17 protein-coding genes are annotated in these 15,586 nt (G+C 77.0%); 9 read left to right on the forward strand and 8 right to left on the reverse strand.

All coding sequences use genetic code 11. From position 1 onward, the window contains the following. Positions 1-10 precede the first annotated feature (10 nt). Positions 11-205, reverse strand: coding sequence for a hypothetical protein (locus ACI8AD_RS09885; RefSeq protein ID WP_456870357.1), 195 nt, complete (start codon positions 203-205; stop codon positions 11-13). Positions 206-289: 84 nt separating this feature from the next. Between ACI8AD_RS09885 and ACI8AD_RS09890 the strand changes: the two genes are divergently transcribed. After that, entirely contained in the window at positions 290-691 is a 402-nt protein-coding gene (locus tag ACI8AD_RS09890; RefSeq protein ID WP_456870358.1) for a DUF4440 domain-containing protein, read from the forward strand. Here the strand turns inward: ACI8AD_RS09890 and ACI8AD_RS09895 are convergent, their stop codons facing one another. Further along, positions 692-1,537, reverse strand: a complete 846-nt coding sequence (locus ACI8AD_RS09895) for an alpha/beta fold hydrolase (RefSeq protein ID WP_456870359.1) — start codon at positions 1,535-1,537, stop codon at positions 692-694. A gap of 58 nt (positions 1,538-1,595) precedes the next feature. Here ACI8AD_RS09895 and idi point away from each other — a divergent pair, with 58 nt between their 5' ends. The 4 genes from idi (at position 1,596) to ACI8AD_RS09915 (ending at position 4,152) form a co-directional block, all read left to right on the forward strand. Further along, positions 1,596-2,141 carry an isopentenyl-diphosphate Delta-isomerase gene (idi, locus tag ACI8AD_RS09900; protein ID WP_456870360.1) on the forward strand — a complete coding sequence of 182 codons (546 nt, stop codon included), beginning with the start codon at positions 1,596-1,598 and terminating at the stop codon, positions 2,139-2,141. Positions 2,142-2,227: 86 nt separating this feature from the next. Continuing rightward, entirely contained in the window at positions 2,228-3,013 is a 786-nt protein-coding gene (locus ACI8AD_RS09905; RefSeq protein WP_456870361.1) for a polysaccharide deacetylase family protein, read from the forward strand. Between the two features lie 102 nt (positions 3,014-3,115). Next, positions 3,116-3,889, forward strand: coding sequence for an SDR family NAD(P)-dependent oxidoreductase (locus ACI8AD_RS09910; protein WP_456870362.1), 774 nt, complete (start codon positions 3,116-3,118; stop codon positions 3,887-3,889). Between the two features lie 11 nt (positions 3,890-3,900). After that, complete coding sequence (locus tag ACI8AD_RS09915) at positions 3,901-4,152, forward strand: hypothetical protein (protein ID WP_456870363.1); 252 nt, start codon at positions 3,901-3,903, stop codon at positions 4,150-4,152. 34 nt (positions 4,153-4,186) lie between these two features. Here the strand turns inward: ACI8AD_RS09915 and ACI8AD_RS09920 are convergent, their stop codons facing one another. The 3 genes from ACI8AD_RS09920 to ACI8AD_RS09930 form a co-directional block, all read right to left on the reverse strand. Beyond that, positions 4,187-6,523: a SpoIIE family protein phosphatase gene (locus ACI8AD_RS09920; protein ID WP_456870364.1), complete on the reverse strand. Its 2,337-nt coding sequence runs from the start codon at positions 6,521-6,523 to the stop codon at positions 4,187-4,189. Next, positions 6,520-7,125, reverse strand: a complete 606-nt coding sequence (locus tag ACI8AD_RS09925) for a biliverdin-producing heme oxygenase (RefSeq protein WP_456870365.1) — start codon at positions 7,123-7,125, stop codon at positions 6,520-6,522. Before ACI8AD_RS09925 ends, ACI8AD_RS09920 begins: the two co-directional genes overlap by 4 nt. Before the next feature lie 92 nt (positions 7,126-7,217). Beyond that, positions 7,218-8,330 (reverse strand): PucR family transcriptional regulator, encoded by a 1,113-nt coding sequence (locus ACI8AD_RS09930; RefSeq protein ID WP_456870366.1) that lies wholly within the window; start codon positions 8,328-8,330, stop codon positions 7,218-7,220. A 110-nt stretch (positions 8,331-8,440) separates the two neighbouring features. Between ACI8AD_RS09930 and ACI8AD_RS09935 the strand changes: the two genes are divergently transcribed. Both ACI8AD_RS09935 and pruA read left to right on the forward strand, forming a co-directional pair. Continuing rightward, positions 8,441-9,370: a proline dehydrogenase family protein gene (locus ACI8AD_RS09935; RefSeq protein WP_456870367.1), complete on the forward strand. Its 930-nt coding sequence runs from the start codon at positions 8,441-8,443 to the stop codon at positions 9,368-9,370. 26 nt (positions 9,371-9,396) lie between these two features. After that, entirely contained in the window at positions 9,397-11,022 is a 1,626-nt protein-coding gene (gene pruA, locus ACI8AD_RS09940; protein ID WP_456870368.1) for an L-glutamate gamma-semialdehyde dehydrogenase, read from the forward strand. A 133-nt stretch (positions 11,023-11,155) separates the two neighbouring features. Here pruA and ACI8AD_RS09945 read toward each other — a convergent pair whose 3' ends face one another. The 3 genes from ACI8AD_RS09945 to ACI8AD_RS09955 form a co-directional block, all read right to left on the reverse strand. Beyond that, positions 11,156-11,680, reverse strand: a complete 525-nt coding sequence (locus ACI8AD_RS09945; RefSeq protein WP_456870369.1) for a DUF488 domain-containing protein — start codon at positions 11,678-11,680, stop codon at positions 11,156-11,158. A gap of 69 nt (positions 11,681-11,749) precedes the next feature. Beyond that, on the reverse strand, positions 11,750-12,229 hold the full coding sequence (locus tag ACI8AD_RS09950) for an allene oxide cyclase barrel-like domain-containing protein (protein ID WP_456870370.1): 480 nt from the start codon (positions 12,227-12,229) through the stop codon (positions 11,750-11,752). A 25-nt stretch (positions 12,230-12,254) separates the two neighbouring features. Continuing rightward, positions 12,255-12,743, reverse strand: a complete 489-nt coding sequence (locus tag ACI8AD_RS09955) for a hypothetical protein (protein WP_456870371.1) — start codon at positions 12,741-12,743, stop codon at positions 12,255-12,257. 173 nt (positions 12,744-12,916) lie between these two features. On the opposite strand from ACI8AD_RS09955, the gene ACI8AD_RS09960 reads away from it, so the two are divergent. Together ACI8AD_RS09960 and ACI8AD_RS09965 are read left to right on the forward strand one after the other, a co-directional pair. Next, positions 12,917-14,872, forward strand: coding sequence for a histidine kinase (locus ACI8AD_RS09960; RefSeq protein ID WP_456870372.1), 1,956 nt, complete (start codon positions 12,917-12,919; stop codon positions 14,870-14,872). Next, positions 14,869-15,534: a response regulator gene (locus ACI8AD_RS09965; RefSeq protein WP_456870373.1), complete on the forward strand. Its 666-nt coding sequence runs from the start codon at positions 14,869-14,871 to the stop codon at positions 15,532-15,534. Before ACI8AD_RS09960 ends, ACI8AD_RS09965 begins: the two co-directional genes overlap by 4 nt. Positions 15,535-15,586 lie beyond the last annotated feature (52 nt).

Raw genomic sequence — 15,586 nt, forward strand, 5'->3', positions numbered from 1 at the left:
CCCCGCCCCGTCAGCCGTCGGAGTCCTCGCCGTCGGTGGCGTCCTCGACCTCCTGCTCGGCGTCGTCGACGCCCTCCTCCACGGTGTCCTGCACGTCGTCGTCGACGACGTCGGAGCCGCAGGCGGCGGTCACCGGGGCCAGGGCCAGGACGAGGCCGACGGCGGCGACGCGCCAGCGGCGGCGGGGGGTGGTGGCGGTGGACACGGCTGCCTCCTCGGTCTCGGAACGGTCCGGGCACCATGCCCGCGCGGGCGGTCGGGCATGCCCGGGCGGCGCTACCGTCCCCGCATGAGGGGACAGCTCGCGGTCGTCGAGGCGTGGCTGGCCGCCGTGGACCGCGCCGATGCCGCCGCCGCGACGGCCCTGTCGGCGCCGGACCTGGAGGTGGTCGGACCGCGCGGCACCGTGCGCGGCCGCGAGGTGCTCGGCCCGTGGACGGCGCGGGCGGGCTTCTCCGGCGCGCCGCGGCGCTGGTTCTGCGGCGCCGACGGCGCGGTCGTCGTCGAGCAGGACGCCGTGTGGGCCGACCCGGCCACCGGCGCGGAGCGCGGCCGCGCCGTCGTCGCCTCGCGGTTCACCGTCGCCGGCGGCGTGGTCACCCGGTACCAGCGCCACGACGACGGCCTGCCGCCCGCGCTGGCCGCCGCCGGGCTCGGCCCGGCCGACGAGGTGACCGCCCGCGCCGGCTGATCAGCCGGGCGCGCCGACCGCCGTCCGGACGTGCTCGACCACGAGCTCGGCGGTGCGCTCGGCGGCCAGCTCCGGGATCCAGTGCGGCACGCCGTCGAGGACCTCGAGCCGGTAGGGCCCGGTGACGTGGCGGCGGGTCATGGCGGTGGCCGCCGGGCCGAGGAACGCGTCGCCGGTGCTCCACACGTGCAGGGTGGGCACGGGGACCTCGCCGACGGAGTCGCGGGCGGCCAGCGGGACCGCCCGGTACCAGGCCAGCGCGGCCGACAGCGCCCCCGGCTCGCGCAACCGGTCGACGTAGCGCGCGGCGGTGTCCTCGGGCAGGCCGCCGTTCTGCAGCACCCCGCGCAGCACCGCGCCGTCGCGGGCGAGCATCAGCCGCTCCGGGACGACGGGCACCTGGAAGGCGGCCATGTAGGACGACCGCAGCCCCTGGTCGCTGGTGAGCACCGCCCGCCCGGCTGCGGCCGGGTGCGGGGTGGACAGCGCCGTGAGGGTGCGCACCCGCTCCGGGTGCCAGGCACCCAGCGCCCAGGCGACCGCGCCGCCCCAGTCGTGCCCGACGACGTGCGCGCTCTGCAGCCCCGCGGCGTCCAGCAGCGCCAGGACGTCGCCGGCGACCGCGCGCAGCCGGTACGGCGAGCGGCCGCGCGGGCGGGCGCCGGGGCTGTAGCCGCGCTGGTCGGGGGCGAGGGTGCGCAGGCCGGCGTCGTGCAGCAGCGGGGCCACCCGGTCGAAGGCCGAGCAGTCCTGCGGGAAGCCGTGCAGGAGCACCACGGGCTCGCCGTCGGGCGGGCCGCCGTCGCGGACGTCGAAGGTGAGGCCGTCGTTCTGGAACTGCCGCATCCCCTCCCGGTGCCCGGGCGAGGTGTGCCGGAACCCTGCCGCGGGGGAGGATGGTCCGGTGACGGTGACCGCGGCGGAGCTGATCGTGCTGGTCGACGACGACGGGACGCCCATCGGCACGATGCCCAAGCCGCTGGTGCACCACGGCGACACCCCGCTGCACCGCGCGTTCTCCGCCTACCTGTTCGCCGACGACGGCCGGCTGCTGGTCACCCGCCGCGCGGCGGGCAAGCAGACCTTCCCCGGCATGTGGACCAACACCGTCTGCGGCCACCCCGGCCCCGGGGAGGACGACGGCGCCGCGATCGCCCGGCGGGCCTCCCAGGAGCTCGGGCTGCAGGTGGCCGACCTGCGCCCGGCGCTGCCCGGCTACCGCTACCGCGCGGAGTTCCGCGGTGTGGTGGAGAACGAGGTCTGCCCGGTCTACCTCGGTCGCTTCACCGGCACGCCCGACCCCGACCCGAGCGAGGTGGGGGAGTGGGAGCTGCTCGGGTGGGCGGAGTTCCGCCGTCGCCAGGAGGAGTCCGAGCGCGACGCGTGGTCGCCCTGGTGCCGCGAGCAGGCGCGGCTCATCGAGCAGCAGGGCCTCGTCCCGGCGTCGTAGTCGGCAGGCCACCGAGCGTGTCGGGCGCGCGAGGCGCCTGGTGTCGCTCACCGGGGCGCGCCGGGGGCGCTCCTAGCGTCCGCCGCGTGGACCGCCGGGGCTTCCTGTACCTCCTCGCCGCCGGGCTCACGGGCGCCGCCGTCGGGCGCGGCGCCGCCGCCCTCGACCTCGCCGAGCCGCCCGCCCCCGCGCCGGTGCGCGCGCCGGCCCCGGCGACCCCCACCGGTCCCGGCGGCATCGTCGCCGTCCCCGCCCCGCAGGGGGTGGTCGAGGAGCTGCCCGGCACCGGGCCGCAGATCGCGCTGACCATCGACGACGGCAGCAACGGCGAGGTGGTCGCCGCGCTGGTCGCCCTCTGCCGCGACACCGGCACCCGGCTGACGTTCTTCCCCAACGGCTCCTACCGCACGTGGGGCGACAACGCCCGCGACCTGTGGCCGCTCATCGAGTCCGGCCAGGTCGCCTTCGGCAACCACACCTGGTCGCACCCGGACCTGACCACGGTCCCCGACGCCGAGGTCGCCGAGGAGCTGCGGCGCAACCAGGACTTCATGCGCCGCACGCTCGGTGTCACCGAGACCCCGTTCTGGCGGCCGCCCTTCGGCTCGCACGACGAGCGCGTCGACGCCATCGCCGCCGACCTCGGCCACCCGACGACGGTCATGTGGAACGGCACCTTCGACGACGGCCGGGTGGTCTCGGCCGAGGGCCTGATGGCCGCCGCCGACCAGTGGTTCGCGGCGCGGGCGATCATCGTCGGCCACGCCAACCAGCCGGCGATCGCCACCGTGCTCGACCAGCTGCTCGCGCTGGTGGAGAGCCGGCAGCTGGTCACCGTCACCCTCGCCGACGCCTGGTCGGCGCCGGCCTGACCCGCTCCGGCCCGCTCGACCTGCGGGCCGGACCGACCTCGGCGAGAGTGGCGGGGACGCTGACGTGATCACGGCCGGCACGGCCGGAGGACGGAGGAACGGGTGGCAGGGGAGCTCAAGGGCCGCGTGGCACTGGTGACCGGCGGGGCGAGCGGGCTGGGCCGGGCGACGTGCGTGTCGCTGGCCGAGGCCGGCGCGCACGTGGTCGTCGCCGACATCGACGCCGACGGCAGCGCGCGCACCCGCGAGCTGGTCGCCGACGCGGGGGGCAGCGCCGACGTCGTCGCGCTGGACGTGACCGACGACGCCAGCCGCCGCGCGGTGGTCGCCCAGCTGTTCGAGCAGCACGGCGACGCCTTCGACGTGCTGGTCAACGTGGCCGGCATCGACCGCCCCGGCTACGCCACCGACATCGACCTCGACGACTACCGCCGCGTCATGGCGGTCAACTGCGAGGGGCCGGTCTTCCTGACCAGCGAGTTCCTGAAGCGGGTGCAGCACCTGCCCGAGGGCCGCACGGCCGACGTCGTGCACATCGTGTCGCTGTCCGCGCTCACCTCCGGCAGCGGCGCCATCGCCTACAACGGCTCCAAGGCCGGCTTCCTCAACGCCACCCGCTGCATCCAGCGCGAGCTGCGGGAGAAGGCGGTCAGGCTCGAGGACGGCAGCGAGCGGCCGTTCCCGTGCCGGGTGCAGAGCGTGATCCCGGCGGCGATGGACACGCCGATGATGGAGCAGTGGGGCATCCCGGGGCACCTGATGATGCCGCCGTCGGCGGTGGCCGACACCGTCCGCACGCTGCTGCTGCTGCACCCGTCGGCGTTCGTGCCGGAGATGCAGATCGTGCCGCGCCTCGAGCCGAACTTCCCGCGGTGAGGGAGGACGCGATGACCGAGCCCGACCTGCCCGACAGCGGCATGGCCTCCGGCACCGACGCCGGCCGGCCCGGCGAGCACCTCGGCGGCGGCGACCTGCGCCCCGACGAGCAGCAGCTGCTCGCCGAGCTCGAGCGCGGCGCCGAGGCGCCCCCCGCCGGCAGCGACGCGGAGCTGCGGGCGGCCGAGGACGACGCGCCGCTGCCCGCCGAGGGCGGTGCCCAGGACGACGGCCTGGAGGCCGACTTCTCCGACCGGCCCTGAGCCGATCCGTGCACTTCCGCGGAAGTGCTCGGTCTCAGGAAAGCAGCAGGCGGACGGCGACGAGCGCGACGTCGTCCTCGGCGCCCCCGGGCACCAGCCGGTCGAGGACGCCGTCGCAGACCTCCTCGACCGGCCGGTCGCACAGGTCGGCCAGCGCCCGCCCGAGCCGGTCGACGCCGTCGTCGAAGCCCTCGTGCCGGCGCTCGACCAGCCCGTCGGTGTAGAGCAGCAGCGTCGACCCGGGCTCGAGCAGCACGTCGGCGTCGGGCCGCACGGCACCCGGGTCCACCCCCAGCAGCAGGCCGGGCCGCTCCGCGGCGAGCACGCGGGCGGCGCCGTCGGGGCCGGTGACCAGTGGCGGCAGGTGACCGGCGCTGGACCAGCGCAGCCGCATGCCGCCGTCGCCGGCGGGGGACAGTCGGGCGACCAGCACGGTCGCGATCGCCCCGAGCTCCAGCCCCTCGATCGCGGCGTCGAGCCGGGACAGCACCCGGGCCGGGCTGTCGCCGTGGTCGAAGGCGATGCCGCGCAGCAGACCGCGCAGCTGCGCCATGCAGGCGGCGGCCTGCACGTCGTGGCCGACGACGTCGCCGATGACGAGCATCGTGGAGCCGTCGGGCTGGCCGAACGCGTCGTACCAGTCGCCGCCGACCTGCGCCTCGCGGGTGGCGGGCACGTAGCGCACGCCCACGGCCAGGCCCGCGGGCGACGGCGGCTCCGACAGCAGGCTGCGCTGCAGGGTCTCGGCGGCCCGCACGATGCTGCGCGAGCGGGCGTAGAGGGCCTCGAGCAGGTGGACCCGCAGGTCGTGCACCTCGGCGCGCTCCTGCGGGGTCCACGGGTACGAGCGCTCCCGCACCGTCTCCCGCCAGCGGTCGAAGCTCTTGCGCGGGCTCAGCCGCACGTCGCCGTCCTCGCGCTCGGCGCGGGCCTTCTCGTGCGGGTCGCCGCCCCAGTCGACGTGCCGCACGGCCTCGCGCCGGTGCCACAGCACGTACTGCCCCTCCGGCAGCGGGACGACGAGCACCCCGCAGGCGACGTCGACCGGGATGCCGAGCTCCGGCGCCTCCCGCTGCAACGAGTCGGTGGCCACGACCTCCTCGCCGTGCGCCGCGGCCCAGGCGACCAGCCGCTCGACGACGTCGGCCGGCAGCTGCTCGCCCCGGCCGCCGGTGACCTCCTGCAGCGAGACGGTGACGCCGTCGGCGGGCAGGACGTCGAGCAGGTTGGTGCCGCCGAGCACGGTGTCGGCCAGCGGGCGGTCCTCGTCGAGCATCGCGGCGGTCAGCCAGGCCAGCGTCGAGCGCACCTGCAGCGCCCGGTGCACCTCGTCCTCGGTGGTGCGGTCGACCAGCCGCAGCGACAGCGTCGAGCCGAGGAACTCCGCCGCGGCGCGGGTGGCGTACGGCGGCTGGTGGGGGCCGGCGTAGTGGTGGCAGGCGATGAGCCCCCACAGCCGGTCGTCGCGCAGCAGCGAGATCGACATCGAGGCCCGCACGCCCATGTTGTGCAGGTACTCGAGGTGGATCGGCGAGACGCTGCGCAGCGTCGAGTAGGTGAGGTCCATCGGCCCGCCGGTGGCGGGGTGGGCGGCCGGCCGGATGGGGCTGGGGACGTAGTCGACGTCGCTGATCAGCCGCAGCCAGTTCTTCTCGTACAGCGCCCGGGCCTGCGCCGGGATGTCGGAGGCGGGGTAGTGCAGGCCGAGGAAGGAGCCGAGGTGCTCGGCCCGGGCCTCGGCGACCACCTCGCCGTGGTAGTCGGCGTCGTAGCGGTAGACCATCACGCGGTCGAAGCCGGTGAGCTCGCGCACCGCCCGGGCCGTGGTGTCGTACAGCTCCTGCAGGGTCACGGCCCGGTTGAGCGCGGCGACCGTGCCGCGCACCGCCTGGTAGGTGTTCGGGAAGGAGAACGGCCGCGGCCCGCGCGCCGGCTCCAGCTCCACCACCAGGTTGGTCACCGGCTCCTCGCCGGAGGAGAGCAGGGCGCGGTGCAGGATCGCGTCCAGCGGCACCGGCTCGCCGTCGACGTCGAGGGTGACCTCCACCGGGTTGCGCTCGCGCAGGTCGCCGAAGGCGCTGGCCGAGCGGACCACCGCCTCCGCCGGGGCGACCCCGAGGACGTCGGCCAGCGGCCGCCCGAGGGCGTCGGCCCACCCCACCCCGGTCAGCTCGGCGAGGTTCTCCGAGGCCTGCACGACGACGAGGTCGGGCTCGGTGACGGCGAGGAACGCGCCGCGCGGCTGGATGCTGCCCGGGACGTGGATCGGCTCGCGCGCGCAGGTGTCGAGGTCGACGGCCTCGCCGGGCTCGAGCCAGGCCACGTCCTGCCCGGCGGTGGCGGCGTCGTCACGGGCGTCGACGTCGGTCACGCGGGGACCTGGGAGCGCGCGGCCGGCGCGCACCAGTCGGCCAGGACGGCGAAGGTCTCGCGGGCCGCGCCGACGACCCGGCCGGCGTCGCCCCCGCCGGTCACGTGCCCGCGGGTGACGCGCCGGAACGCCGCCCACATCGCGCCGGTGTCGCCGCCGTACGGGGTGAAGGAGCGCAGCCGGGGCAGCCCGGGGAGGCCGGCCAGGTGGCGGTCGATGAACGTGCCGCCGAGCGTGGAGCCCTCGAGGACGTAGAGCCGGCCGAGCGCCTCGTCGGTGCCGGCGACGGCGGGCAGGACCGGCCGGCCGGCGTCGACCCGGCCGCCGAGGACGTGCAGGTCGGCGGCGTAGAGCGCGGCCCGCCGCCGGCGGTGCCAGTCCAGCGCGTCGGCGTCGGCGGGGGAGCGGGCGGCCCAGGCGTCGAGGCCGGCCTCGGCGGCCCGCCAGAAGGCGTGCAGCAGCCCCAGGACCTCCACCAGCCGGTCCCGGTCCAGATCGGTGTCCATCAGCCCGAGCGTCGTCTCGACCCGCTCGTGGTCCACGGCGGTGGCCGTGCGCAGGTCCCGGAGGACGTCGCCGGCACCGCCCGTGTCTCGCGGCAACGCCTCTCCTCCCGCAACGATCGGTTACCCGAGGGTAGGTCAGCGGGGGGACGCCGTCGCGGCGGGACGGCCCGGCTCCTCGGCCACCCGCGTCACGGCAGGCGGGCGCGGCGCAGCGAGGCGTGCACGAGCAGGCGGGTGTCGCCGTCGGCGAGGTCCAGGCCGGTGACGGCGGTGATCCGGTTGAGCCGGGAGTACAGCGTCTGCCGGTGGATGCCCAGCGCGGCCGACGTCCGGGCGACGCTGCCGGCCGCGTCCAGGTAGGCCTCGGCGGTGGCGGCCAGCGCCGGCTCGGCGAGCAGCGGCGCGACGGCCGGGTCGGGCGCCGGCAGCGCCGCGGCGGCGCGCCAGCCGCCGAGCCCGACCCAGGAGGCCACCGGCGCCAGCCGCGGGGCGACGGCGGCGACCGCGGCCGCGGTGCGCGCCTGCTCCCAGCAGCGGGGCAGGTCGGCGACCGCCGGCGCCGGGTCGGACACCCCCGCGGTGCTGCCGGCGGGCAGCCGGGTCAGCAGCGGGCCGGCGGCGGCCGACGCTGCCCGCGGGTCGGCCGGCCGGGGCAGCCGCACGGCGACGGCGACCTCGCTGCGCCCGTCGGCGTCCTGCAGCACCGCCGCACCCGGGGGCAGCCGGCGGTCGGACGGCACCGCGCCCCCGGCCGGGCGCAGCGCCACCAGTGCCACCGCGGCGCCGGCGAACCGGTCGGCCAGCACGGCGCCGGCCCGCTCCCGCGCGGCCGCCGGGCCCCCGAGCGTCGCGGCGAGCGCGCCGGCCAGGTCGTCGTCGTCGCGCCGGCGGGCCAGCAGCTCCCCGGCGCGGGCGGCCAGGCCCAGCGCCGCGGCCAGTGCGGGGTCGGCGGGGTCGGCCGGGTCGGTGCGGCCGCCGTCGAGCAGCCACAGGTACCCGAGGGTGCGGCCCTCGTGGCGGACCGGCAGCAGCAGGCGGGTGAGGATGCCGGCGTCGGGGTCGGCGGGGGTGCGCAGCGGCCCCTGCGCGCGGGCGATGCCGAGGTCCTCGAACCAGCGGCGGGTCGCCGGGGTGGAGCCGCGGCCGAGGATCGACCGGGTGCGGACGGCGTCCATGGCACTGCCGTCGTCGAGCGGGTGCGCGGCGAAGGCCAGGAGCGTGAAGTCGGTGTCCTCGAGCGTCGCCGGGGCGCCGAGCAGGCGGGCGACCTCGTCGACGACGTCCTGCAGGTCGTCGCGCACCGTACGAATGTACGAGGGCGCGACGTACGTCTGTCCCTGGCGGGGGGCCCGGGCGCTGCCTAGCGTCGGTGGCGGACGCTGGTGTCCGGGACGAGACGGAGGTCGGGTCGGTGCTCTCCACGAAGACCGTGCTGCTGGGGGCCTCGCGGCGCCCGGGGCTGCGCCGCGCAGTGGTGGGCACGCCGGTGACCCGCCGGGTGGTCGAGCGGTTCGTCGCCGGTGAGACCTTGCCGGAGGCGCTCGACGTCGTCACCCGGCTGACCGGCGAGGGTCTCGCGGTGACGCTGGACCACCTCGGCGAGGACGTCACCGACCCCGAGGAGGCCCGCGGCACCCGCGACGCCTACCTCGCCCTCCTCGACGGCCTCGCGCCGCTCGGGCTCGGCGCCGACGCGGAGGTGTCGGTCAAGCTCTCGGCGTTCGGGCAGGCGCTGCCCGGCGGCCACGACGTCGCCCTGGAGCTGGTCCGGCCGGTGGTCGAGCGGGCCACCGCGATCGGCACCACGGTCACCCTCGACATGGAGGACTCCTCCACCGTCGACTCCACGCTGGCGATCCTGGCCGAGCTGCGCCGCGACCACCCCGGCACCGGTGCCGTGCTGCAGGCCGCGCTGCGGCGCACCGAGGCCGACGCCCAGGCGCTGGCCGTGTCCGGCTCGCGGGTGCGGCTGGTCAAGGGCGCCTACGACGAGCCCGCCTCGGTCGCCTTCCGCGACCGCCGCGACGTCGACGCCGCCTACGCCCGCTGCCTCGGCATCCTCATGCGGGGGCCGGGGTACCCCATGGTCGGCAGCCACGACCCGGCGATGATCGACCTCGCGCAGCGGCTGGCCGCCGAGTACGGCCGGGCCGCCGACTCGTGGGAGGTGCAGATGCTGCACGGCATCCGCGTCGACGAGCAGCACCGGCTGGCCGCGGCCGGCACCACGGTGCGCGCCTACGTCCCCTACGGCGTCGACTGGTACGGCTACTTCGTCCGCCGGCTGGCCGAGCGCCCGGCCAACCTGCGCTTCTTCCTCCGCGCCCTCGTCAGCCACTGACCCCTCACCCCACCCGGAGGCATGCCGTGGACGGCATCACCCGCGTCCCCCCGCCGCACAACGAGCCCGTGCTCAGCTACGCGCCCGGCTCCCCGGAGCGCGCGGCGCTGCAGACCCGCCTCGCCGAGCTGGCCGCCGAGCCGCTGGAGCTGACGGCCACCATCGGCGACAAGCAGCGCATGGCCGGCGGCGAGCGCTTCGACGTCGTCCAGCCGCACCGGCACGCGGCCGTGCTGGGCACCTCGGCGCACTCGACGCACGCCGACGCCGAGGAGGCCGTGGCCACCGCCAAGGCCGCCGCCCCGGCCTGGCGCGACCTGTCGCTCGACGACCGCGCCGCGGTGTTCCTCAAGGCCGCCGACCTGCTGGCCGGCCCGTGGCGGCAGACGCTCAACGCCGCGACGATGCTCGGGCAGTCCAAGACCGCCTACCAGGCCGAGATCGACAGCGCCTGCGAGCTGGTCGACTTCTGGCGCTGGAACGTGCACTTCGCCCGCGAGGTCGTCTCCGCGCAGCCGGTGTCCTCCCCGGGCGTGTGGAACCGCAGCGACCACCGGCCGCTCGAGGGCTTCGTCTACGCGGTCACCCCGTTCAACTTCACCGCGATCGCCGGCAACCTGCCCACCGCGCCGGCGCTCATGGGCAACACCGTCGTCTGGAAGCCCGCCCCCACCCAGCAGTTCGCCGCGCACTTCCTCATGCGGCTGCTGGAGGAGGCCGGCCTGCCCCCGGGCGTCATCAGCATGCTGCCCGGCGACGGCATCCCGGTCTCGGAGGTCGTGCTGGCCGACCGCGACCTCGCCGGCATCCACTTCACCGGGTCGACGCCGGTGTTCCAGCACCTGTGGCGGACGGTGGGGGAGAACATCGCCTCCTACCGCGGCTACCCGCGGATCGTCGGCGAGACCGGCGGCAAGGACTTCGTCGTCGCCCACCCCTCGGCCGACCTCGACGTGCTGCGCACCGCCCTGGTCCGCGGCGCCTTCGAGTTCCAGGGGCAGAAGTGCTCGGCCGCCTCGCGGGCCTACGTGCCGCGGTCGGTGTGGGCGCGGCTGCGCGACGACCTGGTCGGGGTCACCGAGTCGCTGTCGATGGGCGACGTCACCGACTTCTCCAACTTCATGGGCGCGGTCATCGACCGGAAGTCGTTCTCCAAGCTGTCCGGCGTCATCGACCGGGTCGACGACGACCCCGCGCTGTCGATCGTGGCCGGCGGCCAGAAGGACGACTCCGAGGGCTTCTTCGTGCGGCCCACGGTCATCGAGGGCACCGACCCCGAGCACGAGGTGTTCACCACCGAGTACTTCGGCCCGATCCTCGCCGTGCACGTCTACGACGACGCCGACTACGACACCGTGCTGCGTCAGATGGAGTCGGTGGCGCCGTACGCGCTCACCGGCGCGGTCATCGCCCAGGACCGGGCGGCCATCGCGCACGCCGAGCGGTTCCTGCGCTTCGCGGCCGGCAACTTCTACGTCAACGACAAGCCCACCGGCGCCGTCGTCGGCCAGCAGCCCTTCGGCGGCGGGCGCGCGAGCGGCACCAACGACAAGGCCGGCGCGGCGCAGAACCTGCAGCGCTGGACCTCGACCCGGTCGATCAAGGAGACGTTCGTCCCGCCGACCGACCACCGCTACCCGCACATGGGCTGACCGCGCCCCGCGACGATCAGGTGACCTGATCGTCGGGCGTCCTCCCGCACGTCCCACCGTGGGGGAGGACGCCGCGCGGTGCGGGAGGACGCGCCACGGTGCGGGAGGACGCCGCCCCGCCCGGCCCCGCCGGTCAGCCGGGCCAGTGGACCTGCCCGTCGTCGCCCAGCACCGCGCCGGCCGAGGGGGTGTGCGGGGTGAGCCGCCCGTCGGGCATCAGGTGGTGCACCGGCACGCCCCGCGCCAGCACGGCGACGTCGGCGACGATCCGCCGGTGGCAGCGCCACCACACGCTCTCACTGCACATCAGCGCGACCGTGTCCTCCGCCGCCCCGGCCTGCACCGCGTCGAGTGCGGCGGCGAACTCCGCCGTGCGGGTGTGCGCGGCGTAGGCGGCGAACTGCGCCACGGTCCACCAGCCGTCGGCGACCGGCTCACCGGGCGGCAGCCGGCGCCGGCCGCCCAGCCGCGCGTCCCAGCGGTATCCGATCCCGGCGGCCGGCAGCCACTCCTCCAGCGCCTCCCGCCGGACCTCGGGGTTGCTGCGGCTGCCCGGGAACCTGCGGACGTCGACCACGCACCCGACCCCGGCCCCGGTCAGCCGGGCGCCCAGGGCGGTGCGGTCCTCGGGTCCGTGGCCCACGGTCAGCAGTGGCACGGGGGGCCCCTACCCGCGTCGGGACCGCTCGCGCGGTGCGAGCGGTCCCGGGTGCTGTGCGCAGCGGAGTCAGTCCAGGCGGACCTCGACGTCGACGACGTCGGTGCCGGGCCGGAAGGTGCCGACGACCTCGCCCCCTGCCCCGGCGTAGCGGCCGGTGCCACCGGTGACGGCCCAGGTGAAGCCGGCGGGTCCGGCCGCCGGGTCCTCGTCGAAGGCGCCCTGGGCGGTGATCTGGCCGCGGGGCAGGATCAGCGTGGCGGTGCAGGCGGCCGCCAGCCGGTCCTCCGAGAGCGCCGTGACGGTGCACGAGCCGCCGCTGGTGCCGATGGTCCGGCCGTCGCGCTGCACGTCGTCGAGGAAGACCTGGGTGTCGCCCGGGCTGGGGCCGGGCGCGCCGAGGTCGAGGTCGGTGTTGCGCTCGGGCACGGCCACGGTGGTCAGCCGCAGCGTGGTGTCGGCGGAGGCGGCCGGGACCACGGCCAGGGCGGCGCCGGTGCCGGCCAGCAGGACGGCGGCGGCGAGGGCGGTGCGGCGGGTGTGGGACACGGAGAGCTCCTCGGGAGGTGGGGGGTCAGCCGGCGAACGCCAGCCAGACGGCGCAGGCGACGGTGAGGACGGCGAGGGTCAGGGCCACGGCAGCCGGGGCGGGCATCCGCCCGAGGCGGCGGCGGGCGTCGACGGCGAGCCCCGTGGCCCCGCCGGCGAGGACGGCCGGCAGACCGGTCCAGAAGACGCCGATCGAGACGGCGCCCAGGACGGCGAGGACCAGCGCCCGCACGGCGGTGCGCGCGGGTGCGACGGTGCGGGCGCGGGCGGCCACGAGCCCCACGACGACGGTCGCCACCCCGGTGCAGGCGACCAGGAACGCGAGAGCACCCCAGCCGCCGTTGCCGGAGAAGGCCACGCTCCACTCGCCGTCGCCGGACCTCTTCCACGGCGTCTCGACGTACTGGCCCACGAGCGTGCAGGCCAGCGCGATGCCGGCCCCGGCGAGGGTCGGGGCGTCCGGCGCCGCGGTCCGGCGTGACGCGGCGGCGGGGGTCGGGGACGTGGTCGTCATGGCGGGTCCTCCTCGGTGGGGGGCCGGCCCTCGTGGCCGGACGGGACGACCGTGGCCGCCCACCGCGACCCGCCGGATGGGCCGCACGACCCGGTCCGACCGGGAGGACCTCCCGGGTCGGCCGGGACGCCGGAGGTCCCACCCGGGACGCGGTCGGCGACACACTGACGCCCGTGACCAGGCGCTCCCCGACGACCGGTGCCGCCCTCCTGGTGACGCTGCTGTGCGCTGCTGCCACCGGTCTGTCGGCGTGGGCGACGTCCCGGGTCCCGGAGGCGGGGTTCTCGCCGGCCGCCGGCGCCTACGCCGTGGTGTGCGCGGCCACCGGCACCCTGCTGGTGCACCTCCGGCCGCGCAACGCGATCGGGTGGCTGCTCGTGCTCACCGGTCTGCTCCAGGCGCTGAGCCTCGGGGGCAACGCCTACGGGGCCTACGGTGTGAGTGTCGCGGAGCCCGGCTGGCCCCTGGCCGCCTGGGTCGGCCAGCTGACGTCCATGGTGTGGCTCTCGTCCTTCGTGGTGCCCGCCGTCGTGCTGATCGCGCTCTACCCGACCGGTCGGCTGCCGGCCCGCTGGTGGCGGTGGCCGGTCGCCGCGGTGTCGGTCGGCCTCGCCGTCCTGACCGTCGTCACCGGCCTGACGCAGGGCGCGTACGACGACGTGGCGCCGGGACCGGCACCGGTGGACCTCTCCGGCGCCGGGTGGACGGCCGTCGCGGGGGTCGCCGCCGCCGGGTTGGTGTGCGGTGCCGTCGTCGTGTGGGGGGCCACCGTCGTCCGGCTGCTCCGGGCGCGGTCGCCGGAGCGCCAGCAGTTGGCGTGGCTGGTCTGCGTCGTGCTCCCGCTGTTGGTGGTCATGTTCGCGGCCGGCGACTGGATGCCCGAGTGGCTGGTCGCGCCGCTGGTCCTCATGGTCCCGGGGTCGATCCTGGTCGGCGTCGTGCGCTACCGGCTGCTGGGAATCGTGGTCAGCCGGGCGCTGGTGTACGCGGCGCTCACGGTCGCCGTCCTCGGCGTGTACCTCGCCGTGGCGGCGGTCGCCGCGGCCGGCCTGGGCCGCACGCTGTCGCCGGTGACGGGCGCGGTGCTGGCGGTCCTGCTCGCGCTCGCCCTCGCGCCGGCCCGCTCCCGGCTGCAGGCGGCGGCCGACCGGTTCGTCTACGGGCGGCGCCGCGACCCGGTGACGGCGGTGACCGAGCTCGGTGACCGCGTCGCCTCCGCCGACGAGGCCGACCTGCTGCCCGCCGTCGTCAGCACGGTCGCCGCGGCGCTGCGCGCCCCCGCGGCGCGGGTCGCGCCGCAGGGGCAGCCGGTGCCCGACGAGGGCGTGGTGGCCGTGGCGTTGCGCGTCGGCGGCCGGGACGTGGGCACCCTGTGCGTGGCCGAGCGGTCCCCCGGCGAGCCGTTCACCGCCGGCGACCGGCGGCTGCTCGCCGCCCTGGCGCCACAGGTCGCGGCGGTCGTCCGGGCACTGGAGCTCACCGGGTCGCTGGAGCGCGAGCGCGACCGGGTCCTCACCGCCACCCACGCCGAGCGGGACCGCATCCGCCGCGACCTGCACGACGGGCTCGGGCCCTCGCTGGCCGGCGTCGGGCTCGGCGTGCAGGCGGTGCAGGCCCGGCTGGGGGAGGGTGCCGACCCGTCCACCCGGGCACTGCTGGCGCGGATGCGGGAGGAGGTCGACGGCGCGGTCGGCGAGGTGCGGCGGATCCTCGACGGGCTCCGCCCCGCGCCGCTCGACGACGTCGGCTTCGTGGCCGCGGTCCAGCGCCACGCCGAGGCGCTGGCGCCGTCGGTGCCGGTGCGGGTGACCGCCGGGCCGCTGCCGTCGCTCCCACCCGACGTCGAGACCGCGGCCTACCGGATCGCGCAGGAGGCGCTGACCAACGTGGCCCGGCACTCCGGCGCCCGGTGCGCGGAGGTGGAGCTGTGCGCCCGGGACGGCCGGCTGGAGGTGGCGGTGGCCGACGACGGCGCCGGCTTCCCGGCCGACGGCGACCCGCGTCCCGCCGGGGTCGGGCTGGCCTCGATGCGGACCCGCGCGCGGGCGGTGGGCGGCGAGCTGACCGTGACCACCGGCCCGGGAGGCACGCGTGTGGTCGCGGGCCTGCCCCTGGGGGAGGGCCGGTGACCGTCCGCGTCGTCATCGCCGACGACCACCCGATGTACAGGTACGGCCTGCGGTCGGTGCTCGACGCCTCGCCGGAGGTCGAGGTGGTCGGCGAGGCGGCCGACGGCGTCGAGCTGGTGGGCGTCGTCGACCGGACCGCGCCCGACGTCGTCCTGACCGACCTGTCGATGCCGCGGCTGCCGGGCACCGCGGCCATCGACGAGCTGTGCCGCCGCCGGCCCGGGATCGGGGTCCTCGTGCTGACCATGCACGAGGACGACGCGTCCCTGTTCGGGGCGCTGCGCGCCGGTGCCCGTGGCTACCTGCTCAAGGGCGCCGACCACGAGGAGATCGTCCGGGCCGTGCTCGCCGTCGCCGGCGGTGACGCCGTCTACGGCGGGGCGGTGGCCCGCCGGGTCGTCGACGCCCTCACCGGGACCGCTGCCCGGCCCCCGGCCCTCCCCGAGTTGACGGCCCGGGAGCGCGAGGTGCTCGAGCTGCTCGCCGCCGGGCTGCCCACCGGCCAGGTCGCCCGCCGGCTGGCGCTGTCGGACAAGACGGTGCGCAACCACGTCTCCGCCGTCCTGACCAAGCTGCAGGTGCCCGACCGCGCCGCCGCCGTCGCCCGGGCGCGCGAGTCGGGCCTCGGCGGGGGACCGCCGTCCCCGACCCCCCGCCGCTGACGGAGCCCGGTGCCGGTCATGCTGGGAGGTCGGGCGCCGCGCCCGCGGAGGG

Source organism: Geodermatophilus sp. SYSU D00766, from assembly GCF_054049915.1.

Excerpts from the sequence above, each read along its gene's own strand:
- ACI8AD_RS09890 (WP_456870358.1), top strand. The coding sequence starts at position 290 with ATGAGGGGACAGCTCGCGGTCGTCGAGGCGTGGCTGGCCGCCGTGGAC.
- ACI8AD_RS09895 (WP_456870359.1), bottom strand. The coding sequence starts at position 1,537 with ATGCGGCAGTTCCAGAACGACGGCCTCACCTTCGACGTCCGCGACGGC.
- ACI8AD_RS09915 (WP_456870363.1), top strand. The coding sequence starts at position 3,901 with ATGACCGAGCCCGACCTGCCCGACAGCGGCATGGCCTCCGGCACCGAC.
- ACI8AD_RS09955 (WP_456870371.1), bottom strand. The coding sequence starts at position 12,743 with ATGACGACCACGTCCCCGACCCCCGCCGCCGCGTCACGCCGGACCGCG.